Below are 21,015 nucleotides of genomic sequence, written 5' to 3' on the forward strand. Positions count from 1 at the left end.
ATTGAAGGTGCCGACCCGATACTGTATGGTTAGAAACAACCGATCGTAAATAAACATAACAACACTGTTTGGTCAAACACTAAAATAATATTTGAAATTCCTAAATTAGAGAGACGAGGATAACTTACGGAAGTGTGATTACCAATTTTTCCATACGCATTGAATATTTATTCTTTAAAGAGGTAAAAGGAGAATTGAAGGTTAAAAAAATTATAGAGTAATCCAAAAAATCTAACATGGAATAAATGAAATATGTTAAATTTTGATATGAGGTGCGTAATTCGGTGCGTATAAAATTAGAGAAGTTTGGGAAGCCCTTTAAATACTATAAATTTAAAATATTGGATAGTTCCTCTTTCACAGAAGAGAAAAGTTTGACTAACAGAATAAAGAATATATTATCCAATTATTTTCGTATTTTTATAAAGTAAAAGACGTATAGAATTTGCAACTAAATGTGCTAATTTGAACCGAGTTTAGAGTTCGGTTAATTCAATAAATGTAACAGCACAATCTATTGACAATCAATTATTTGAATACAATTAGATAATCTTGTCATCCCGACTTACAAAAGACACTTTCGGGTGTCTTTTTTTTATTTGGGGTGGTACAATGAAACCACCATAAAAGTGGTTTCATTGTGCCGTTCAACTTACCCAAGCAAGTTCATCTCGACTTTTAAAAAGATAGCTTCATTGATGTCTTTTTTTTTGAGAATTGACAAGGTGATATTTATCATTTCATAAAAAACGCAACAAAGGTACTTTTGGCTCATAAATTTAAAGCCATGCAAAGTCGTTTAGTTTCAAAATACAACGTTCCCGGTCCGCGATATACAAGCTATCCCACAGTTCCGTACTGGAACAACGAAAAATTTTCGTTAAGTGAATGGAAGAAAAATGTAGTTCAAAGTTTTTCAGAAAGTAATTCTACAGAAGGCATAAGTCTTTACATCCACCTCCCGTTTTGCGAAAGTCTCTGTACTTTTTGTGGATGCAATAAACGAATAACCAAAAACCACGGTGTTGAAACTCCCTATTTAGAATCTATTCTAAAAGAATGGCGACTCTATTTGAAACTCTTTCCTGAACGTCCAATTATAAAAGAATTACACCTTGGCGGTGGCACACCCACTTTTTTTTCGGCTGAAAATTTAAAATTGCTTTTACGGGAAATTTTTTACGATGCAACCATAGCTGAAAACCCTTCCTTCAGTTTTGAAGGACATCCAAACAATACTTCAGAAGAACATTTACAAACGCTATTTGATTGTGGATTTACCCGGGTTAGTTACGGCGTGCAGGATTATAATACTACGGTACAAATTGCTATACACAGACTGCAACCATTTGCCAATGTAAAACGCGTTACCGAAACTGCCCGTGAAATTGGTTACACTTCTGTAGGCCACGATATTATTTTTGGACTTCCATTTCAAAAAAAGGAGCACGTAATCCATTCAATTGAAAAGACAAAAGAACTAATGCCAGACCGTATTGCCTTTTACAGCTACGCACATGTTCCGTGGATAAAAGGAAACGGCCAGCGTGGTTTTAAAGATGAAGACTTGCCCAGTGCCGAAGAAAAGCGCAATATGTACGAAACTGGTAAAAGCATGCTCGAAGAAGCTGGATATATTGAAATTGGGATGGATCATTTCGCCCTAAAAACCGATAGCTTATACAATGCGCTAGAAGAAAAAAAACTGCACCGTAATTTTATGGGGTATACAGATAGCAAAACTCAATTAATGATCGGCTTAGGTGTTTCTGCAATTGGAGATAGCTGGTACAGTTTTGGTCAAAACTCAAAAAATGTGGAGGAATACCAAGAATTGGTGGAACAAGGAATTCTTCCCGTGTATCGAGGCCATATGTTGAACGAGGAAGATCTTATTATCCGTAAACATATTCTGAATATGATGTGCCGTTTGGAAACTTCTTGGGAAGATGACTCCCTCCTATTTGATGAGTTGCCGGAAGTTCTTCTTAAATTAAAAGAAATGGAAGATGATGGTATATTACAATTCGGTTCCAAAAAACTTCAAATAACCGAAAAAGGGCGTCCTTTTGTTCGTAATGTCTGCATGGCTTTTGATGTGCTTTTACAACGAAGCAAACCAGAAACGCAACTGTTTTCAATGACTATTTAAAGTAAAAAGTTTCAAGAAAACTTCACATTGTGACTTTGGTCATATTTTATAAAAACAGCAAATAAGACATTTGTATCCTAAATTAATTATAGTTCAATGAAACTGGCAAAATGTACTTTAGTTTTAATTTTATTTTTTTCAATAAACATCACATATTCACAATTTACGGTAGAGACTCAGCTACGTCCACGTTTTGAGTTTCGTCACGGTTACAAAACGCTTTTCCCAAATGATGTAAATCCAGCTGCTTTTGTTTCACAAAGAACAAGATTAAATTTTAGCTATAAAACCGAAAAACTTCAGTTCTATTTAAGTCCGCAGGACGTTCGGGTTTGGGGTGATGTACCGCAACTTAACATAGCAGATGAAAACGGTTTTTCCCTTCATCAAGCTTGGGCAGAAATACAGTTAATTTCAGATCTCAACTTAAAAATAGGTCGACAGGAAATTGTTTATGACGATCAGCGTTTCTTCGGAAATGTAGACTGGGCGCAGCAAGGCCGAAGCCATGATGCGGCAATTTTAAAATTTGAGCCAAATTTCATGGAACTTCATTTTGGAGCAGCCTACAATCAAAACGGCGAAGCTTTGACTGGAAATGTGCTAACTAAAAATACTTACAAAAGTTTTCAATATCTATGGTTTCATAAGGATTGGGAAAAACTTTCAGCCAGTTTTCTATTCTTAAATAATGGCCTGCAATATATTGATGAAATTGATGAATCTAAAAACGACACACGCTATAGCCAAACCGCAGGAATTCACTTAAAGGCGAAGGCAAATAAATTCGGTTTTGCTTCAAATTTATATTATCAATTTGGAAAAGATATCGCCAATAATGATTTGAGCGCTTATTTGGTTTCGTTGGAAGCAAATTATTCTGCAATGGAAAATCTCAATTTCACTTTAGGTGGTGAGCTACAAAGCGGAAATGATTTTGGCGCACCTTCAAATGGAAAGAATAAAGCTTTCAATCCGCTATATGGAACAAATCACAAATTCAATGGATTTATGGATTACTACTATGTTGGCAATCATATTGACAATGTTGGGTTGGTGGATTTTTACGGAAATTTAAAATACTCCTTCAATAAAAAATCAAACTTAGCTGTAGGGCTTCACAAGTTTTTGGCCGCTGCTGAGATTTTAAACGAAAACTCAAAAAATTTGGGTTATGAAATAGATTTAGTAATTTCACATAAATTGAGTGAATTTGTTGCTGTTCAAGCCGGATATTCTCAATTTTTTGCGTCAAACGGCATCGAAACCGTAAAAAATAATTTTGACGGTAATTCAAATAATTGGGCTTGGGCAATGTTAACCATTGATCCTGTGCTTTTTACTTGGCAAAAACAAGACGAACAAATTAACAATCAAAACCAATAAATCAACATTAAACATTAAGCTATGACATTAACTTTCAAAAAAAATCTTGTAACAAAAATGCTTCTCTGTTTAGGAGGAGTGGTTTTCCTTTCAGGCTGTGTAAACGACCAATCCGACAAAAAATACAATGATACGGTAGATATTCCCGTGAATCAAGAAATGATTGCGGAACTAACCTCACCGCCATTTGTTCCAACTCCGGTTGGAAAACGTATGGCGAAAAAACTGATCGTCGATCTTGAAATTCAAGAACGTGAAGGCGAAATGACTGGCGGCGTTAAATATGTTTATTGGACGTTTGGCGGAACTGTTCCTGGTAGTTTCATAAGAACCCGTGTAGGCGATGAAGTGGAATTTCATTTGAAAAATCACCCAGACAACAAGCTTCCCCACAACATTGACCTTCACGCAGTGAACGGTCCAGGTGGTGGTGCAGAATCTTCATTTGTTGCTCCGGGGCACGAAAAAGTGTTCTCTTTTAAAGTACTTAATCCTGGACTTTATGTTTACCATTGTGCAACCGCGCCTGTGGGAATGCACATTGCAAACGGAATGTATGGTCTTATCTTAGTAGAGCCTGAAGGGGGTTTGGAACCAGTTGATAAAGAATATTATATTATGCAAGGTGATTTTTATACCGAAGGAAAATATGGCGAACGTGGCCTGCAAGCTTTCGATATGCAGAAAGCAATCAACGAAACTCCGGACTATGTAGTATTCAACGGCCACGTTGGTGCTATGACTGGCGATAATGCACTTACTGCAAAAGTGGGTGAAAAAATACGTCTCTTTGTTGGTAATGGCGGACCTGGTCTTGTTTCATCCTTCCACGTAATTGGAGAAATTTTTGATAAAGTTCATATTGAAGGTGGAAGCATGATTAATGAAAATGTTCAAACAACAATGATACCCGCGGGAGGTGCTGCAATTGTAGAATTTCGCGTAGATGTTCCCGGAACATTTATATTGGTTGACCACTCTATTTTCAGAGCTTTTAACAAAGGCGCTTTGGCGATGCTTAAAGTAGAAGGTGAAGAAAACAAAGCAATTTATTCGGGAGAGATTCGTGATGGTATTTATCTTCCGGAAGGTGGCGCAATTCAATCCATGCCTACAGATGGTGTAAAAAAGGAAAAAGAGGAAGTGAAAGCTTTTACTTTTGAAGAACGAATGAAATTCGGGAAAGACAAATTTACAGCTACTTGTGTTGCCTGCCATCAAGCAAATGGCCAAGGAATTCCCGGAGCCTTTCCTCCTTTGGCAAAATCTGATTACTTAAATGCCGATGTAAACCGCGCTATCGATATTGTTTTACACGGAAAAACTGGAGAAATAACAGTAAATGGCAAGAAATACAACAGTGTAATGACTGCCCAAGCACTTTCTGACGAAGATGTTACCAACGTACTTACTTACGTTTATAACAGCTGGGGTAATTCTAAAAAAGAAGTTACGCCAGAAATGGTTCAAGCCGTTAGAAATAAATAGATATTGTATACTATGAAATTATTTAACACCGCACTTTTCCTAGTCAGTACCCTATTATTTTGTAAAGTCACAGCCCAAAATAATGAAATGGCTACCGTAAAGGGCGGTGTTTATCTTCCGCTTTATGGCACTGCAGACAAAACTGTAAAAGTAGATTCATTTATGATGGATGTCTATCCCGTTACAAATGCTGACTTTTTAAAATTTGTAAAAGAAAATCCGCTATGGAAAAAAAGCAATATAAAGAGACTCTTTGCAGATGAAAGTTATCTAACAAAATGGACCACTGATGAAAATTTCAGCGGTCTTCCAAATGCTCCAGCAACAAACGTTTCTTGGTTTGCCGCAAAAAAATACTGCGAATGTCAAGGCAAACGTTTACCAAAAATGGACGAATGGGAATATGCTGCAATGGCGAACGAAAATGTACCCGATGCAAGAAAAGTAGAATCCTATAACCAATATATTTTGAACTGGTACGAAACTCCAAAAACCTTCAATAAAACGGTTGGTTCAACTTTTAAAAATTATTGGGGAATTTATGACTTGCACGGCTTGGTGTGGGAATGGACGCAGGATTTTAACACAGTACTCATCTCCGGCGAATCCCGAAAAGATGTAGATAAAGATTCTAATCTTTTCTGCGGAAGTGCCGCAATTGGCGCTTCAGATTTAATGAATTATGCCGCCTTTATGCGCTATGCATTCCGCGGAAGTATGAAAGCGCGCTACTCTTCCCAAAATTTGGGTTTTCGATGCGCAAAGAATTTAGAAAACTAAAATAAATTGTTATGAAAAATTTCAAATATATATTAATTGCACTTTCGCTGTTCGCAATTTCTTGCAACGACACTTCAAAAAAAGATACTGAAATAACAGCAGAAAACAGTTCTGAAAACAGCACGGATAACAAAATTTCAGATATGTCCATTTACAACCTTCCCTCCCAATGGACAACTCAGGACGGCAACGAAATTGAACTGAAACAGTTACAGGGCAAAGTGCTCGTAATGGTTATGATCTACACATCTTGCCAAGCTGCGTGCCCGCGATTGGTGGCCGATATGCGCAATATTGAAAAACAAATTCCTGAAAATAAAAAAGACGGAATTCAATATGTTTTTGTGAGTATTGATCCGAAAACTGATACGCCAGAACGTTTGACTGCCTTTGCAAAAGAAAATGAAATGGAAGATGCCAAATGGCTTTTTCTGCGCGGTAGCGAGGATGATACTCGTGAATTTGCAGCTGTTTTGGCAGTAAACTACAAACAGATTTCACCAATGGATTTTTCGCACTCAAACATTATAAGTGTTTTTAACAAAGCTGGCGAACTTGCACATCAACAGGAAGGTTTGGGAGTGAATAATAAAGAAACAGTACAGGCCATTATTGATTTGACGAAATAATTTCTTAAAATAAAAGAGCCTTAGAAGTTCTATAAATTATCTTTTTCGGAAGGTGTTACTTCATCATCATTCTTCTTTTTTCCGCTAAAAACAAAGCTAAGCACCATCGCTGAAAGTACAACGCAAAGGATTGCGAAGAAAATAATAATTGCAGTTCCCATTCCCCAATTAGCAAGTGGTAAGATTGAATTTGTCATAATCTGATTATTTTAATTGTTATTGATTGGTTTATTTTCTGAAGCTGTTGTATGGCAATTATAATTAGAATCTATCTTTTCCGTCATCGGTTTAGGCGAAATATATGGAATACCCAATCCCAAACCTCTTACGATGAATAGACATCCTATAACTACAACAAGAACTGGAATCGCACGGCGAATACGCTGACGTACTTGGCCATTTAAAAAATTGCCTAGATAAATGGCAGAAGTCATAAGCGGGATAGTTCCAAGACCAAAAACCGCCATATATAAACTACCTTGTAGTGCATTTCCGGAAGCGATAGCTCCAAAAACAGCCATATAAACTAAGCCGCATGGAAGAAACCCGTTCAAAAATCCGATAGTTAAAAAAGTATCGGGAGTTTTCTTTTTGAGTTCTTTTCCTAAAGCTGATTTTACTTTTGAAATAATTTTAAAAACCGGTTTCGAAAAATTGTATTTATTGAAAGTTTTCTGCGGAAGAAAAATAACCCCTATCATCAATACTCCAATGATAATGGATAATTGCTGCTGAAACCCGAACAGGTTTAAGCTTTTGCCGACCAATCCAAAAACCAATCCTAGTAAACTATATGCTAAAATTCTTCCAAAGTGATAAAGAAATATCTGCCCAAGTTTTTTGAAATTATTGGTTCTATCAACCGGCAACAAAAAAGCAATAGGCCCGCACATTCCCACACAGTGGAAACTTCCCAATAATCCGAATATAAGTGCGGTTGCAAGCATTTTTAGTATTCAATTTTAGGTTTTTCTTTTAATAAAAAATCTCGTTTTTATACAGATAATCTTTTCCTTCATAGGTCCATTGAACTATTGTGTTCCATCTGCCCGCTACTAACCGGTCATCCGGTATTAATAAGTTTTGTCCTGAAAGTTTCAAAGGAAGTTGAAAATCCAGTTTTTTGTTGGAGGTTCTATAAAGGAATACGGTACCTTCTATTTTTGTGTAATCTATATTTTTCGGAAAGGTAAGCATCCAACCTTCTTGGGTTTTTTCTCCAGAAATGTTACTTTCCAACGAATTGGAATTTTCTTCGTCATCAATTTCTTTTTGGTAAACCATTTCTTTTTTATAATATTCTTCGGTTACCAAATCATAATCATACTTTTTGTCGGTACTTATTTTTATAACGAAATACATTATGAATGTTATAAAAAGCGCCATTACAATTACTAATCCTGTGCCCCAATTTATTTTCATAATTTTTATAGTTGAATTATTTATAACTTCTTGGTCCCAAAAAGGTAACACTCGTAGTTTCAATTAAATCTTTGCCACTGTAGACTTCAATCACCGCACGATTTTTATCGCCGCTTAAAACTGAATTGTTTATTTCAATAAAGAGCGTTCCTTCTGCCAAATCTTGCGCGGGAACTACAATTTCTCCCTGCTTTACGGCGTGGATTGTTCCTTTTGGGGATTTCAGTTTAAAGTGAATATTTTCAATATTCTTCGTGGTTTTATTCAGTAATTTATAAGTAAAAACATTGCTGATAATGTTGTCTGCCTTGTGTTCGTATAACTGGCCGGGGAGACGTAAAATATTTGCTTCTACATCACTTCTTAAAAACAACATTCCTGTAAGCACACCAATTAAAATAACCAGAACTGCTATATAACCCTTCAATCGTGGCGTAAACTTGAATGGTGCTTTCTTTTCAATATTTTCTTCACTGGCGTAGCGAATCAATCCTTTTGGAAGATTCACGGCTTCCATAATACTATCGCATTCGTCGATGCAGGCTGTGCAGTTTACACATTCCAACTGCGTTCCGTTTCGAATATCAATTCCTGTTGGACAAACATTTACACATTGAAAACAGTCGATGCAGTCTCCTTTTCCGGAAGATTCGCGGTCTTCATTTTTCTTGAATTTAGCACGGCCAACTTCCTTTTCGCCCCGTTTATGATCATAGGCCACAATGATGGATTTATTGTCGAGCAAAACGCCCTGCAATCTTCCGTAAGGGCAAGCTATAATACAGACCTGTTCGCGGAACCACGCAAAAATGAAATAGAAAACCGCAGTAAAAACAAACAGCGAAATAAGGGTGCTAATATGTTCCAGCGGACCTTCAAAAACATATTGTAACAGTCTGTCGCTACCTATAAAATAAGCCAGAAATATATTCGCAATCAAGAATGAAATGATAAAGAAAACGATCCATTTCAATACACGTTTTCTAATTTTTTCGGCATTCCACTTCTGTTTGTCCAAACGAATCTGTGCCCCACGATCACCATCAATCCAATATTCTATTCTTCGGAAAACCATTTCCATAAAAATGGTCTGCGGGCAGATCCATCCACAGAAAATCCTTCCAAAGGCTGCGGTGAAAAAGATAATGAAAACCACGCCAATGATCATCATTATTACAAAAAGATAAAAATCCTGTGGCCAAAACGGAAATCCAAAAATATTGAAACGTCTCTCCAACACATTGAACAGCAAAAATTGATTGCCGTTAATTTTCACAAAAGGCGCAGCGAACAAAAAGGCGAGCAGAAAATAGCTTACGTATTTTCTGTATTGGTATAATTTGCCCGAGGGTTTTTTAGGATAAACCCATGCCCTTTTACCTTCTTCCGTTACCGTTCCTATACTGTCGCGAAACCTTTCGTTTTCTGGAGTATCCAATTTTTAGATTTTAAATGTTATTGATTTGATATTAACTGTAATTATTTACCTGATTCTATATTATCAATTACAGGATCGTTTGTTATTTTCACTTCAATTTCGGTAGAATCAACTTGTTTTACCTGCACATTATCAACCGGAGCATTTTCATCTACCCAAATATCACCCTCGGGATCTTTTGGATCTACTGGGTTGGTGCCGTGAAGACTCAAAACATAGCTGGCCACTTGTGCCATTTCGCTAGGTTTAAGATCTGTTTTCCAAGATATCATTCCTTTTCCGGCACGGCCACCTTCGCTGATGGTGTGAAATACATTCTTGATGCCACCGCCTAAAATCCAATAATCATCCGTTAGGTTTGGACCAATTCCACCGGCTCCACCTACTTTGTGACAGGCCACACAATTTGCGGTAAATACTGCTTCTCCTGCTGCTAGGTCAGAAGATTCGGTTAAGAGTTCAACGGTGTTTACATCAATTAAATCTTTGTTATTTTTCTTGAATTCCGCAACATCCAGTTTTGCCTGTGCAACTTCAGTTTCATATTCATCTATTTGGTTGGGACCATCAAAAATCTCAAAACGTACCAAGTATATAGCTGCAAAAATTATAGAAGCATAAAACATATATACCCACCAAGGTGGAAGTTTGTTATCCAATTCGCGTATGCCATCATAATTATGATCCAAAACAATTTCCTGTTCGCTCTCCATTGGTTTGGAGCCAAGCATTTCTGTGTATTTTCTTTTGAACCATCCAAATCTGTTTTGTTCACGTAACGTTTCAGCGGCAATGTAACGTGCTTTCGCTTCTTCGGTAAGCCCACCAAAAAGAATTCGTTGCAGAGCTGAGGCAACAATTTCCAAAGCAATGGCGAAGAAAAAAACCATTCCCAACACGGCCCAAATTATTGGATATTTCACTATTGCCCAATCTTCACCAGAATCAACGGTGAGTTCCAGTAAAAAAAAGGCGAGAATCATAAAGCCTATGACTCTTAAATAAGAGGCTGTGGTTTTCATAGTATTTCTTCGTTTTGGTTATTAGTATCGTCTTCCAATGGAATATTGCTCACTTCGGTAATATGTGCTTTCTTCGCAGTGATTACCCAATAAAAAAGCACCACAAAAAAGATGAAGAATATTAAAAGTGAAATCAGTGGATATATTTGAACATTATCAATGTTCTCGAGGTTTCCTTTTATAAATCTTAACATAACTATTCGTTTTTAGCTGAAGTATTTTCAGCGTTATCTACTTTAATATCAGTTCCCAGACGTTGCAAATAGGCTATTACTGCTACTACTTCGCGATTTTTCATTTCTATGAAATCCTCACCATTGTCTTTGGCGTATTTCATATCTGCCTCGTAGGTTTTTACAAAATCAGGATCACTGTAGAGATTCTTCTCTATTTTGGCACCCTGTTCGTCCATCCACTTTTGAGCGTTTACTATTTCTTCTTCAGTATAGGGAACTCCCAGCGTAACCATTACGCGCATTTTTGCCTCTGTGTCTGATTTGTCCAATTCTGAATTCACCAACCATCTATAAGAAGGCATAATGGAACCGGAAGACGTACTTTGTGGATCATACAAGTGGTTCAAATGCCAGTTATCTGAATATTTTCCACCCACCCGATGCAAGTCGGGGCCTGTACGTTTACTTCCCCAAAGGAATGGGTGGTCGTAAACATATTCGCCAGATTTTGAATATTCACCATAGCGCTCTACTTCACTTCTGAAAGGACGAATCATCTGTGAGTGACAGGAAACACAACCTTCTCGAATATATATGTCTCGGCCTTCCAACTCTAGTGGTGTATAAGGCTTTACGCTAGAAATTACAGGCACATAATCATCTACCATTAATGAAGGAATAATCTGTACCATCCCTCCAATCAAAATAGCAATGGTTGCATAAATTGTCAATTTAACAGGACGGCGCTCCAACCAAGTATGGTAGCCTTCGCCGGAAGTCTGTTTTTTAGTCACCGGTGCTAAAGGTGCAGCTTCTGCAAGTTCATCAGTAACCTTGCTACCTCTTCTAGCCGTCATTACAATATTGTATAATAAGATAAAAGCTCCTGTAATATATAATGTTCCTCCAATTGCACGCATCGTGTACATTGGCATAATTTGAGTAACTGTCTCTAGGAAATTTCCATAGGTTAGTGTTCCATCTGGGTTGAACTGATTCCACATGGAAGCCTGCATAAATCCTGCAACGTACATTGGAAGGGTGTACATAATAATACCCAAAGTACCTATCCAGAAATGGGCGTTTGCCAATTTAATGGAATACAATTTTGTTTTAAAAAGACGCGGCACCAACCAATAAATCATACCAAAGGTTAAGAAACCATTCCAGGCAAGTGCGCCAACGTGAACGTGCGCTATAATCCAGTCGCTAAAGTGAGCTATCGCGTTTACGTTTTTAAGAGAAAGCATTGGGCCTTCAAAAGTTGCCATACCATAACCGGTAATTGCAACAACCATAAACTTTAAAACTGGATCAACACGTACTTTATCCCAAGCACCGCGAAGCGTCAAAAGACCGTTAATCATACCACCCCAAGATGGAGCTAAAAGCATTACCGAAAAGGCAACTCCCAAGTTCTGCGCCCATTCTGGAAGTGCGGAATATAAAAGGTGGTGTGGCCCTGCCCAAATATAGATAAAGATCAAAGACCAAAAGTGAACTATGGAAAGACGGTAGGAATATACCGGTCTGTTCGCCGCTTTGGGTACAAAATAATACATCAATCCAAGGAAAGGTGTGGTAAGGAAAAATGCCACCGCATTATGCCCGTACCACCATTGCACTAGCGCATCCTGTACTCCTGCATACATAGAATAACTCTTCAAAGCCGAAACAGGTATTTCCATGCTGTTAACAATGTGAAGCACGGCAACGGTGACCCAAGTTGCCAAATAGAACCACAGAGCCACATACAAGTGGCGCTGGCGTCTTTTCACCATTGTCATTATTAAGTTTACTCCAAACGCAACCCAAATTACTGCGATAGCAATATCAAAAGGCCACTCAAGCTCAGCATATTCCTTTGAAGTAGTATAACCTAAAGGAAGTGTGATTGCAGCACCAACAATAATAGCTTGCCAGCCCCAAAAATTCAAGTTACTAAGAAAGTCACTCCACATACGCGCTTTAAGTAGGCGCTGGGAAGAATAGTAAACTCCAGCAAAAATTGCGTTCCCTACAAAGGCAAAAATAACGGCGTTGGTGTGCAAAGGTCGCAAACGACCAAAACTAAGCCACGAAATACCTTCCGTCATATTAGGGAACAAAAACATAAAAGCCAGCAATAAGCCGACACTCATACCAATGAGTCCCCAAAATATGGTCGCATTGATGAATTTTTTGACAATCTGGTTGTCGTAGTAAAACTGTTCTGTTTGCATAGTATTAATGGAATTATTTTTTTGGATTGGTTATTTTTTCTTTTGAAGTTTCACTTTTGGACGAAGTACCTTCCTTTACAAGTTCATCTTCAAAAAGCATTCTTACGGAAGGTGTGTAAGTATCGTCATATTGCCCTCTTTTAACCGAATAAATAAACAGAGCAAAAAAAATGAGCGCTACGAAAACACTGATTGCCAATAGCATATAAATAATGTTCATACCTGAAATTTATAATTCAAAAATATTATTGTGCGTCCCTTTAAAATATGACATCCGTCAACTTTGCTTATTTATATCCATTCTTAATTTCTTCCCAATATATTGGGTTGCTATTGTTGTAAAAACCACAATACTTATGGAACTCAAAGGCATTAAAATAGCAGCAACTACCGGACGTAAATGTCCCGTAACAGCAAAAGAAAGTCCTATTAAATTGTAAATCAACGAAAGTAGAAATGCCCATTTTATAATTTTGACACTACTTTTTGAAAAGTTTAAATAATCTCCGATTTTTTTGAATTGGGAAGCATCAAGAATTCCATCACAAGCGGGTGAGAAAACGTTGGTATTTTCTGAAATTACAAAACCTACATTGCTCTGCTTTAAAGCTCCGGCATCGTTAAGACCGTCGCCTATCATCAATACTTGTTTTCCGTTTTGCTGAAGGGTTTTTATAAAATTGAGTTTATCGTCCGGTTTTTGGTTGAAGTAGAGTTTTGTGCCTTTGGGAAGTAGGGTTTCCAATCGTTCTCGCTCGCCTTCATTATCTCCGGAAAGCACCACTACTTCTTTATCATTTCCTAATTGTTCAAAAATTTCAGAAACGCCTTTTCGGTATTCGCTATTGAAAATATAACACCCTTTGTAAACCTGATTGGTGCTAATATGTACAGTTGTTCTGTTCTTTAATTCTGAGGTTATTTCATCATAAAAACCTACAAATTCATAAGAACCAACTTTAATGGAATTGTCATTGAAAGTTGCTGAAATCCCCTTCCCTACTTCTTCTTCAAAATCATCCAGGGTTTGAATATTGTTCTTATCCAAAATAGTATAAAGCGAACGGCTAAGCGGATGGCTGGAAGCGCGTAGGGTACTGGTAAGCAATTGTTTTTCTTCATTGGAAAGCGCAACGCCTTCGTAGGTAATCAAGTTTTTTTGATTGGTAGTAAGCGTACCCGTTTTGTCGAAAACAACTGTATCTACCTTTGCCATTTGTTCAATTACCGAAGTTTCCTTTAAATACAGTTTTTCCCTTCCGAAGATTCGCAACACGTTCCCCAAAGTGAATGGTGCCGCCAAAGCAATGGCGCACGGACAGGCAACAATCAACACCGAAGTAAAAACATTGAATGCCTTTGAAGGATCAAAAACTAGCCAAAAAATAGTAGAAATAAAAGCCACGGAAAGAATTGCAACCGTAAAACGCTTGCTGATACTGTCAGTGATAGATTCAAAAATTCCTGTTTTATCCTTGCTGAAAACATCATTGCTCCAAAGTTGGGTCAAGTAGCTTTGCGCTACGGCTTTTAAAACTTCTACTTCCAAAATTCCGGCCTGTTGTTTTCCACCGGCAAAAAGTTTATCACCACTTTGTTTTGAAACTGGCTCAGCTTCACCGGTAACAAAACTGTAATCTATCAGCGCATTTCCTTTTATTAAAATGGCATCAACCGGAAGAATTTCATTATTGCGAATTAATAATCTATCGCCTTTTTTTATGGTGTAAACCTCAGCTTGTTCCTCCACAATTTTTCCTTCTGAATTTTTAAAAAGTTTGGTAACGGCGATTGGGAAATAGGATTTGTAATCGCGTTCAAAAGATAGATAACTGTATGTTTTCTGTTGGAAAAATTTCCCAATCAATAAAAAGAACACAAGACCGGTCAAACTGTCAAAAAAACCGGAACCCCAATTCATCACAATATCCAGAGTGCTTCGTATAAAAAGAACCGCGATACCCAGAGCAATGGGAATATCAATATTCAAAATTTTTGAGCGAAGTCCTTTGTAGGCCGAAGTGAAATAACCGCTACCACTATAAAAAACAACTGGAAGCGAAAACGCAAACATCAACCAACGGAAAAAGGGTTTGAATTGGTCTAACCAAAATTCGGAATGTTCAAAATATTCGGGGAACGATAGAAACATCACATTTCCAAAGGCAAAACCCGCAACACCCAATTTATATATTAGACTTCTGTTGATGTTTTTTTCTTTTTTATCGGAATCGTCCAGTGAAATATAGGGTTCGTAACCAATTCGACTTAAAAGAATAACCAGATTTTTAAGTGAATTTTCTTCCGAAGTAAAAGTTATACGAACTGTTTTTTCAGGAAAATTTACCTGTGAAGTTTTTACAGCTGGATTGAGTTTATTGAGATTTTCAAGAATCCAAATGCAACTACTACAATGGATTGATGGAATTAAAAAAGAAACAATTTGTGTGTTGCCATCATTGAATTCAAGGAGCTTTTCAACAATAACTTCATTATCGAGAAAGTCGTATTTCCCAGCAATTTCCCTTGGTGAAATTCCTGGGGTTTTTTGAAGATCGTAATAATAGCTTAGGTCGTTATCGTGTAAAATATCATAAACAGTTTTGCAACCGTGGCAACAAAAGGATTTCTCCTCATGCTTAATTTCAATATCCGAACAGGGATCGCCACAATGAAAACAGTTTACCATCAATCTAAAAATTTGCTCGTTATACCTGCTGCAAAGTTTAGTAATGTAAGCTATTTAAAAAATGATAAATATCACTTAAACTAATCGCATTTACGAAAATTAACTCCTTTTAATGCTACAAGAATTTATCCCCAAAAGTGTATAAATCGGACAAAAACTAACGAAACTGGTTAAAACAAAAATTCCAGCAACTACAAGTAATACAATAGCCAATGTACCATCAATAACTTCAAAATAATATAAAGCCACAATAATTGCAGCTACCAAAAATCTAATTGTACGGTCTGCGCCGCCCATATTTTTTTTCATATCACGAAATTAGATTTGTTTATAAACATTAGTAAAAGTGGTAAATAAGGGAATTAAATGTACGCATTTTTACGCAGCTTTGAAATACTCTATAAAAGTATTCTTAAAAAAAAGGATTGCAATTGAGATGGGAAAAGCCAAACTTAACATTGCCAATAATAAATAATAATTTGAAAAAAAAGGTAAGCCCAACCATAGCGCGGTAGCTTTATAAAAAATTAGAAGTTCCGTAGTTGTGAAAGCAAAAATGAAAGTCAATAAAAAACTTTTCGGAAGCTCAATAAGTTTAAAATATTTCAAAAAGGCGAGTAAAGTTGTGATTACAATCCCCAGGAAAACCAAATGCAAGTAGCCGATTACAAAATCCTTGAGTTGAAAAGCGAGGTTTGCGACATATGGAAATGCCGAAAACACTTGCATTAAAGTTTTTACAACCATTAAACTCCCCGAAATTTTCATAAGAAAGAAAACTCTGGAGGAAAAGGATTTTTTTAAAATCGGGAAATGATTTTTCAGCATCAAATAGAGTTCGTAAAAAGCCAAACCTTGCGCCACCGCTCCTACCAATCCGAGTATATAAAAAATTAAGGGTGGAGCGAACCAGAGTACTGATAGAAACACGGTAAAGAGTATTCCGAAATTCAAAAGAAGGAAAAATGATTTCAATTTTTCGGGATTAAATAGGATTCCTTTTTCTTCAAAAATATAAAATAGAACACCCAAAAGTGCCAAAATAAACCAACCGTTATACTGAAAGTGAAGGTAGAAATAAATGGAGGTTTTGTACCAAATGGAATCAGGCCCCAGCGTTGCCATCACCCACCCAATTGCCCACGGACCGATGCTGGAAAGCACTAAATATAAAAGTGACGTCTTTATCAATTTCCACGAAAATCGGTTTTTAAAATGCTTCGGAATATGTTTTATAGCAAACCATGAAAACCAATAGGAGGCGAATAGAAAAAGACTTGAAAATATAATGGAAAACAGCGCGTAGCCTTGTATTGGAAACGTCACTAACATTCCAATAATACAAATGTTTGTAAAGATAAAAATACGTTTGTAAAGCTTGGGTTTATGCGCTTCAGAAAGGAAAATTTTATAAATCAGGGTCGTCAATCCCAAATAGACCCAACCCAATAGGGCTGTGTGCGAATGTGCGTGCAGGATAAATTTATAATTCAGCGGAATGGGCGTAACGTAGAATAGCCGAAGCAACACTCCCATCAAGGCTACAATTAAGAAATAGACCAACGCAATGACTATATGTTTCTTTAAATCTATCAAGCTTTAAAATTAAAAAAACAGTCCGGAATTTGGCTATAAACATTCATAATTGCCATTCTTCCGAACTGTTGTATAAACCAATCAAAAAAAATACAAGATTTGGGGCCTTTGTTATTTGTATCAGTTCAATTAATTTTTCAATATCTTTTCTAAATTCAAAGCCTTTGGGAAAAGGATATTGTTTTCTAAATGCACGTGTTGGTGCAAATCCTGTTCAAATTCATCCAGTTTTGAATAAAATGCACGATACGTATTACAAGCGCCTTGAGGTGGAGTAAAATTGTTGCTGAGCACAGCTATTCTACGTAATATCTCGCCGGCTTCTTCGTGCTCTTCTTCCATCATTTTAATGGGGTTTTCAACAGTTCCAAAATGTATTGAGGGAATTTCACTGCCTTCGCGCTCTGCTTTTACTAATTTTTTAATGAAGGGAAAAAGAATTAATTCTTCCTTTTTCATATGTGCCGCCAATGTCTGCACTACTTTTTTCACTAAAATTTCTATTTCACCCAACTCAGTATAATGGTGGCCATGAACGTGATTCACCCTTTTGGAATACTGAAGAAGTAATGGACTGCTTTCTTCAACGTAACCGTGGTGTAGATTAATAATATGATCTGTAAGAAAATCAAGCTTCCAACTGTTGTAATCTGAAGCGCGATCTGGCACACTATCCAAACTTAAAAGTTCAGTTTCCAAGATATCTGGATTAATTTTCGCCTTTTCGCAGGCTCTTTTAATACTTATTCCACCGCCACAGCAGAAATCTATTCCGTATTTTTTAAATATATGGGCGGCTTTTATGTTTTCGGTAACCACGTCTGCCACGGTACGTTCTTGAAGTGTTGTCATTTTTCTGAAGTTTTAAAAATAATATGAAGCAAATTTAAAAAAAAACGATGCCTTTAAAATATGACCTAAATCATAAAAGGATTTATTTATCTTATTTTAATAAATTATTCCCAAAATGGATCGTGATAATCTGGTGTTTTCCCAAGGTGAAGGTGTATTTCCTCAATTTTTTCAAGTTGTTCTTCCGTGGCAACTTTTTGTATTTCGTTGAAAAGAATGCGTTCCTCAAACCGAATGTGCGCATCCAGTTCTTCCTCTAAACGGCTAAGCGATTTATCAGGATTTCTCGAGTCATTAAAAAGACGTTTTATACGGCGGTGCTCCTTTAATGCACGCTCTATTAATACATTATCTTTTCCGAGAATTGGAAAAACATATTTTTCTTCATCACTGAAATGTGGCTTTATTTCATGCTGAAAAAACCATTTTGCATATTCGCTTAGTCTTTCTATTTCAATATTTTTATTGAAACCTTTTCGCAGTTTCCAACTGAAAAGTAACCCAAAATGATGTTGCCGGCTTAAGGCTTGTAATGCTTTGTGACGTTTTAAAGGTTTTTTCTTTTCCATAGATTTAGGATGTTTCAATATATTTTATTCGCTTGCCTCCACACTCGGGACAACGCTCAATTATTCTCTTTTTGTTTTTAAATCCGTCTACGTGTTCCACCATAAATTTTCCCACTTTAACATGTTTATCGCGATGGTTCTTTACGTCTATTTGTTTGTCCTTGGACATTACGCGAGTTTTCTGATCATATTCTTGATAACCCCAACAAAAAGGGCAGTTTTCGCCAACTTCTTCTAAAAGCAACTCTTTCGGTTCTTTTCTGAAAAATTTCAATAAACGATGAATATAGTCCATTTCATTTGAATTAAAAATCAGTTTATTTTTCTAAAACACAATCATTCCAGTGCTATCGGATTTAATGGTCTTACGGTTATTTCGCTTATCAACATATTGTCTGGTGTCTTCAGAATATGTAATAATGTTGAAGCAATATCTTTTGTCTGCAACATATTGCTATGAGATTTAATTCCGGAGCTTTTAAAAAAAGAAGTATCAATGGAACCAGGATTTAAACAGGTTACCTTGATATTATATTCCCGCAATTCTTTAAAAAGTGCTTCACTAAAGCCACTTATACCATATTTTGTGGCAGAATAGGCAGCACTTTCTGCTCTTGTTGTTATTCCAAGTATAGAACCAATATTTATTATATGGGAGCTCTCACTTTTTGCTTTCATAAATTTTACGGCTTCCGATGTGATGCAATACATTCCATTCAAATTGGTATTTATCATTCTATACCATTCTTCTGAAGGCATTTCATCTATTTTACCAAAGAAACCTGCACCTGCGTTGTTTATTAAAATATCTGGTGCTATTTCTTCGGAAAAAGTTTCGGCAAGCCAATTTTGTACATCTTTTTCGTCAGAAATATCTAGCTGAACAGGAATGAAATTGCTTCCAATACTTTTTTGAAGTTCTTGAAGTTTATCATTATTTCGTGCAAGCCCATAAACCTTTGCGCCTTCTGCAACCAAAGCTTTGGAAATGGCTGCTCCCAAACCACTGCTAGCACCGGTAACGATTACTGTTCTATTTAAAATATTCATTTTTTGGATTATAACTTCCTAATTCTTTTCTAAAACCAATTGCCAATCGGTTTCAGAATTTCAAATATTTTCAATTTCTTCCTTTGGAATTTTACACAAAAATATCTATTTATTATGCTTTTCCATTTCCTCCATTGCAAGTGTGGCGTGGGCATAAGCGGCTCCCGCTCGCATTTCTGAGGCTACCCAGATAGCTTCCATTATTTCTTCTTTGCTTGCGCCTTTGCGCATGGCTTGTGGCGTGTGTGCGCGAATGCAGTAAGGGCATTGTGTAACATGTGCCACTGCAACTGCAATGAGCTGTTTCGTTTTTTCATCCAAAGCTCCTGCTTGAAAAACTGTTTTACTGAAGTTTCGCCAAGCCTCAATATTTTGGGGTGCTAGCGCTGCTTTTTTCTCTGCCAATTCACGTGTTGTATCGGGAAACATATTTGTATTTTCCATAATTGTGTTCTTTAAAATTATCAATCTTTAAAGGAGATTCACGTTAAAAGTCTCTTAACTTTTAAATTCTATAGTTGAAGTATTTTCCATTATTGCAATTGCGTGAAAGTCTTTATTGATTTTTAAACTATGTTTAACCATTGCAGGAATTATAAAAGTTGTGCCCGATGAAAGTGTGTGATTTTTGTCTTGCATTTTTAAAACAGCTTCACCTTTTAATACTACTATCACAGCTTCTTTTGTGCTATGGTGCAGTGGCATTTCCATCCCAGATTTTGCTATTATGTTAAGTGTTTTAAAAATCTCGCCAACACTTAAGGTTGTCATTTCTGGATTATTTGAATTTTCCATACTAATTAAGTTTCAAATTTTATTATATACTTCTCTTACGCTATAATCATTGTTTAAAAAAAAGATTTATACAATTCTGGACTCCAATACATAATTAGGTAGAACAATCCGAAAGCGAAAAAGGCAATCAACAATGCCCAAACCCAGGCTGGAATTGCTTTTGGAGTTTCAGAACCTTTTATAACAAAAAAATCTTTTGTTTCACTTCCGTAAGCATTGATTATTAAAGGTACTTGGGTGTCTACCGTTTCATTATCCTTTAAGCCCACTATGGAAATAGAAGGACCGTTGCGCACTACGAAAGGAACTTCGCGAATACCTTCAATTCCGTTAGAGGACTTTGCTACAATTTTTAAAGTGTGTTTACCGTCGGAAATTTTGGTTGTATCCAAAACAACTTTTACAGGTGGAGCAAAAGAGGCAAATGGCTTTGGATCTTCATCCAAAAAAACTTTTATGATTCTATTATCTTCCATAATTTAAAATCCTTCATTTTTAACGATATTTTTTATATGATCTGGATTGCCTTCTTTGGGTTTTATTAAATATTTGATACTTAAAAATAAAGTAGCAACCACTATTACCACACCAGACCATATAATTATATAATCCATAGGTCCCGAAGGACCGGAGCCGTGTGTTATATTCTCAAAGCCCGCTGGCTGATTTTTTTTACATAGATCACAAGCCCAACTTAGCTGATTCCCTAAAAAAAATAAGATTGTAAAAACTGATAATATCTTTTTCAT

24 protein-coding genes are annotated in these 21,015 nt (G+C 36.5%); 5 read left to right on the forward strand and 19 right to left on the reverse strand.

Translation table 11 applies throughout. The features are described from left to right. Window positions 1–787: 787 nt before the first annotated feature. The 5 genes from hemN (at window position 788) to AEQU1_RS10530 (ending at window position 6,435) form a co-directional block, all read left to right on the forward strand. Window positions 788–2,152: an oxygen-independent coproporphyrinogen III oxidase gene (gene hemN, locus AEQU1_RS10510; protein WP_111880967.1), complete on the forward strand. Its 1,365-nt coding sequence runs from the start codon at window positions 788–790 to the stop codon at window positions 2,150–2,152. Between the two features lie 96 nt (window positions 2,153–2,248). Further along, entirely contained in the window at window positions 2,249–3,538 is a 1,290-nt protein-coding gene (locus tag AEQU1_RS10515; RefSeq protein WP_111880969.1) for an alginate export family protein, read from the forward strand. 21 nt (window positions 3,539–3,559) lie between these two features. Beyond that, entirely contained in the window at window positions 3,560–5,026 is a 1,467-nt protein-coding gene (gene nirK / locus AEQU1_RS10520) for a copper-containing nitrite reductase (RefSeq protein ID WP_111880970.1), read from the forward strand. A 12-nt stretch (window positions 5,027–5,038) separates the two neighbouring features. Further along, complete coding sequence (locus tag AEQU1_RS10525) at window positions 5,039–5,806, forward strand: formylglycine-generating enzyme family protein (protein WP_111880972.1); 768 nt, start codon at window positions 5,039–5,041, stop codon at window positions 5,804–5,806. Between the two features lie 11 nt (window positions 5,807–5,817). After that, the gene (locus tag AEQU1_RS10530) at window positions 5,818–6,435 is read left to right on the forward strand and encodes an SCO family protein (protein ID WP_111880973.1); all 618 of its coding nucleotides are present in this window, start codon (window positions 5,818–5,820) and stop codon (window positions 6,433–6,435) included. Between the two features lie 29 nt (window positions 6,436–6,464). Here AEQU1_RS10530 and AEQU1_RS10535 read toward each other — a convergent pair whose 3' ends face one another. The 19 genes from AEQU1_RS10535 to AEQU1_RS10625 all read right to left on the reverse strand — a co-directional run bounded on the left by AEQU1_RS10535 (window position 6,465) and on the right by AEQU1_RS10625 (window position 21,015). Beyond that, the gene (locus AEQU1_RS10535; protein ID WP_181566753.1) at window positions 6,465–6,632 is read right to left on the reverse strand and encodes a hypothetical protein; all 168 of its coding nucleotides are present in this window, start codon (window positions 6,630–6,632) and stop codon (window positions 6,465–6,467) included. Between the two features lie 12 nt (window positions 6,633–6,644). Next, a complete protein-coding gene (locus AEQU1_RS10540) occupies window positions 6,645–7,382 on the reverse strand; it encodes a sulfite exporter TauE/SafE family protein (RefSeq protein ID WP_111880975.1) in 738 nt (245 codons plus the stop codon). A gap of 28 nt (window positions 7,383–7,410) precedes the next feature. Further along, window positions 7,411–7,857 (reverse strand): FixH family protein, encoded by a 447-nt coding sequence (locus AEQU1_RS10545; protein ID WP_111881401.1) that lies wholly within the window; start codon window positions 7,855–7,857, stop codon window positions 7,411–7,413. A 16-nt stretch (window positions 7,858–7,873) separates the two neighbouring features. Next, on the reverse strand, window positions 7,874–9,295 hold the full coding sequence (gene ccoG / locus AEQU1_RS10550) for a cytochrome c oxidase accessory protein CcoG (protein ID WP_111880976.1): 1,422 nt from the start codon (window positions 9,293–9,295) through the stop codon (window positions 7,874–7,876). 41 nt (window positions 9,296–9,336) lie between these two features. Continuing rightward, the gene (locus AEQU1_RS10555) at window positions 9,337–10,317 is read right to left on the reverse strand and encodes a cbb3-type cytochrome c oxidase N-terminal domain-containing protein (RefSeq protein ID WP_111880978.1); all 981 of its coding nucleotides are present in this window, start codon (window positions 10,315–10,317) and stop codon (window positions 9,337–9,339) included. Next, window positions 10,314–10,511 (reverse strand): CcoQ/FixQ family Cbb3-type cytochrome c oxidase assembly chaperone, encoded by a 198-nt coding sequence (locus AEQU1_RS10560; RefSeq protein WP_111880979.1) that lies wholly within the window; start codon window positions 10,509–10,511, stop codon window positions 10,314–10,316. The genes AEQU1_RS10555 and AEQU1_RS10560 overlap by 4 nt, the downstream gene beginning before the upstream one ends. A 2-nt stretch (window positions 10,512–10,513) precedes the next feature. Continuing rightward, on the reverse strand, window positions 10,514–12,715 hold the full coding sequence (gene ccoN, locus AEQU1_RS10565) for a cytochrome-c oxidase, cbb3-type subunit I (RefSeq protein ID WP_111880981.1): 2,202 nt from the start codon (window positions 12,713–12,715) through the stop codon (window positions 10,514–10,516). Between the two features lie 13 nt (window positions 12,716–12,728). After that, window positions 12,729–12,935, reverse strand: coding sequence for a cbb3-type cytochrome oxidase assembly protein CcoS (gene ccoS, locus AEQU1_RS10570; RefSeq protein ID WP_111880982.1), 207 nt, complete (start codon window positions 12,933–12,935; stop codon window positions 12,729–12,731). A gap of 57 nt (window positions 12,936–12,992) precedes the next feature. Then, window positions 12,993–15,404, reverse strand: coding sequence for a heavy metal translocating P-type ATPase metal-binding domain-containing protein (locus AEQU1_RS10575; RefSeq protein ID WP_111880984.1), 2,412 nt, complete (start codon window positions 15,402–15,404; stop codon window positions 12,993–12,995). A 99-nt stretch (window positions 15,405–15,503) separates the two neighbouring features. Beyond that, window positions 15,504–15,713, reverse strand: coding sequence for a DUF2892 domain-containing protein (locus AEQU1_RS10580; RefSeq protein ID WP_111880986.1), 210 nt, complete (start codon window positions 15,711–15,713; stop codon window positions 15,504–15,506). A gap of 69 nt (window positions 15,714–15,782) precedes the next feature. Next, on the reverse strand, window positions 15,783–17,000 hold the full coding sequence (locus AEQU1_RS10585) for a hypothetical protein (RefSeq protein ID WP_258455278.1): 1,218 nt from the start codon (window positions 16,998–17,000) through the stop codon (window positions 15,783–15,785). Between the two features lie 129 nt (window positions 17,001–17,129). Next, window positions 17,130–17,852, reverse strand: a complete 723-nt coding sequence (ric, locus tag AEQU1_RS10590; protein ID WP_111880990.1) for an iron-sulfur cluster repair di-iron protein — start codon at window positions 17,850–17,852, stop codon at window positions 17,130–17,132. A 104-nt stretch (window positions 17,853–17,956) separates the two neighbouring features. After that, window positions 17,957–18,421: a hemerythrin domain-containing protein gene (locus tag AEQU1_RS10595; RefSeq protein WP_111880991.1), complete on the reverse strand. Its 465-nt coding sequence runs from the start codon at window positions 18,419–18,421 to the stop codon at window positions 17,957–17,959. A 4-nt stretch (window positions 18,422–18,425) separates the two neighbouring features. Further along, window positions 18,426–18,716 carry a hypothetical protein gene (locus tag AEQU1_RS10600; protein WP_181566754.1) on the reverse strand — a complete coding sequence of 97 codons (291 nt, stop codon included), beginning with the start codon at window positions 18,714–18,716 and terminating at the stop codon, window positions 18,426–18,428. A 41-nt stretch (window positions 18,717–18,757) separates the two neighbouring features. Further along, window positions 18,758–19,471 (reverse strand): SDR family oxidoreductase, encoded by a 714-nt coding sequence (locus AEQU1_RS10605; RefSeq protein WP_111880993.1) that lies wholly within the window; start codon window positions 19,469–19,471, stop codon window positions 18,758–18,760. A gap of 105 nt (window positions 19,472–19,576) precedes the next feature. Continuing rightward, a complete protein-coding gene (locus AEQU1_RS10610; RefSeq protein ID WP_111880994.1) occupies window positions 19,577–19,915 on the reverse strand; it encodes a carboxymuconolactone decarboxylase family protein in 339 nt (112 codons plus the stop codon). A gap of 54 nt (window positions 19,916–19,969) precedes the next feature. Next, a complete protein-coding gene (locus AEQU1_RS10615; protein WP_111880996.1) occupies window positions 19,970–20,266 on the reverse strand; it encodes a cupin domain-containing protein in 297 nt (98 codons plus the stop codon). 53 nt (window positions 20,267–20,319) lie between these two features. Then, window positions 20,320–20,742: a cytochrome C gene (locus AEQU1_RS10620; protein ID WP_111880998.1), complete on the reverse strand. Its 423-nt coding sequence runs from the start codon at window positions 20,740–20,742 to the stop codon at window positions 20,320–20,322. A gap of 3 nt (window positions 20,743–20,745) precedes the next feature. Beyond that, window positions 20,746–21,015, reverse strand: a complete 270-nt coding sequence (locus tag AEQU1_RS10625; RefSeq protein ID WP_111880999.1) for a hypothetical protein — start codon at window positions 21,013–21,015, stop codon at window positions 20,746–20,748.

It is taken from the genome of Aequorivita sp. CIP111184 (assembly GCF_900489465.1).
Classification (GTDB): domain Bacteria; phylum Bacteroidota; class Bacteroidia; order Flavobacteriales; family Flavobacteriaceae; genus Aequorivita.

Bases quoted from the DNA above. Each gene is read 5' to 3' on its own strand.
- hemN (WP_111880967.1), top strand. From the start codon at position 788: ATGCAAAGTCGTTTAGTTTCAAAATACAACGTTCCCGGTCCGCGATAT.
- AEQU1_RS10515 (WP_111880969.1), top strand. From the start codon at position 2,249: ATGAAACTGGCAAAATGTACTTTAGTTTTAATTTTATTTTTTTCAATA.
- nirK (WP_111880970.1), top strand. From the start codon at position 3,560: ATGACATTAACTTTCAAAAAAAATCTTGTAACAAAAATGCTTCTCTGT.
- AEQU1_RS10525 (WP_111880972.1), top strand. From the start codon at position 5,039: ATGAAATTATTTAACACCGCACTTTTCCTAGTCAGTACCCTATTATTT.
- AEQU1_RS10530 (WP_111880973.1), top strand. From the start codon at position 5,818: ATGAAAAATTTCAAATATATATTAATTGCACTTTCGCTGTTCGCAATT.
- AEQU1_RS10535 (WP_181566753.1), bottom strand. From the start codon at position 6,632: ATGACAAATTCAATCTTACCACTTGCTAATTGGGGAATGGGAACTGCA.
- AEQU1_RS10540 (WP_111880975.1), bottom strand. From the start codon at position 7,382: ATGCTTGCAACCGCACTTATATTCGGATTATTGGGAAGTTTCCACTGT.
- AEQU1_RS10545 (WP_111881401.1), bottom strand. From the start codon at position 7,857: ATGAAAATAAATTGGGGCACAGGATTAGTAATTGTAATGGCGCTTTTT.
- AEQU1_RS10555 (WP_111880978.1), bottom strand. From the start codon at position 10,317: ATGAAAACCACAGCCTCTTATTTAAGAGTCATAGGCTTTATGATTCTC.
- AEQU1_RS10560 (WP_111880979.1), bottom strand. From the start codon at position 10,511: ATGTTAAGATTTATAAAAGGAAACCTCGAGAACATTGATAATGTTCAA.
- ccoN (WP_111880981.1), bottom strand. From the start codon at position 12,715: ATGCAAACAGAACAGTTTTACTACGACAACCAGATTGTCAAAAAATTC.
- ccoS (WP_111880982.1), bottom strand. From the start codon at position 12,935: ATGAACATTATTTATATGCTATTGGCAATCAGTGTTTTCGTAGCGCTC.
- AEQU1_RS10575 (WP_111880984.1), bottom strand. From the start codon at position 15,404: ATGGTAAACTGTTTTCATTGTGGCGATCCCTGTTCGGATATTGAAATT.
- AEQU1_RS10580 (WP_111880986.1), bottom strand. From the start codon at position 15,713: ATGAAAAAAAATATGGGCGGCGCAGACCGTACAATTAGATTTTTGGTA.
- ric (WP_111880990.1), bottom strand. From the start codon at position 17,852: ATGACAACACTTCAAGAACGTACCGTGGCAGACGTGGTTACCGAAAAC.
- AEQU1_RS10595 (WP_111880991.1), bottom strand. From the start codon at position 18,421: ATGGAAAAGAAAAAACCTTTAAAACGTCACAAAGCATTACAAGCCTTA.
- AEQU1_RS10600 (WP_181566754.1), bottom strand. From the start codon at position 18,716: ATGGACTATATTCATCGTTTATTGAAATTTTTCAGAAAAGAACCGAAA.
- AEQU1_RS10605 (WP_111880993.1), bottom strand. From the start codon at position 19,471: ATGAATATTTTAAATAGAACAGTAATCGTTACCGGTGCTAGCAGTGGT.
- AEQU1_RS10610 (WP_111880994.1), bottom strand. From the start codon at position 19,915: ATGGAAAATACAAATATGTTTCCCGATACAACACGTGAATTGGCAGAG.
- AEQU1_RS10615 (WP_111880996.1), bottom strand. From the start codon at position 20,266: ATGGAAAATTCAAATAATCCAGAAATGACAACCTTAAGTGTTGGCGAG.
- AEQU1_RS10620 (WP_111880998.1), bottom strand. From the start codon at position 20,742: ATGGAAGATAATAGAATCATAAAAGTTTTTTTGGATGAAGATCCAAAG.
- AEQU1_RS10625 (WP_111880999.1), bottom strand. From the start codon at position 21,015: ATGAAAAAGATATTATCAGTTTTTACAATCTTATTTTTTTTAGGGAAT.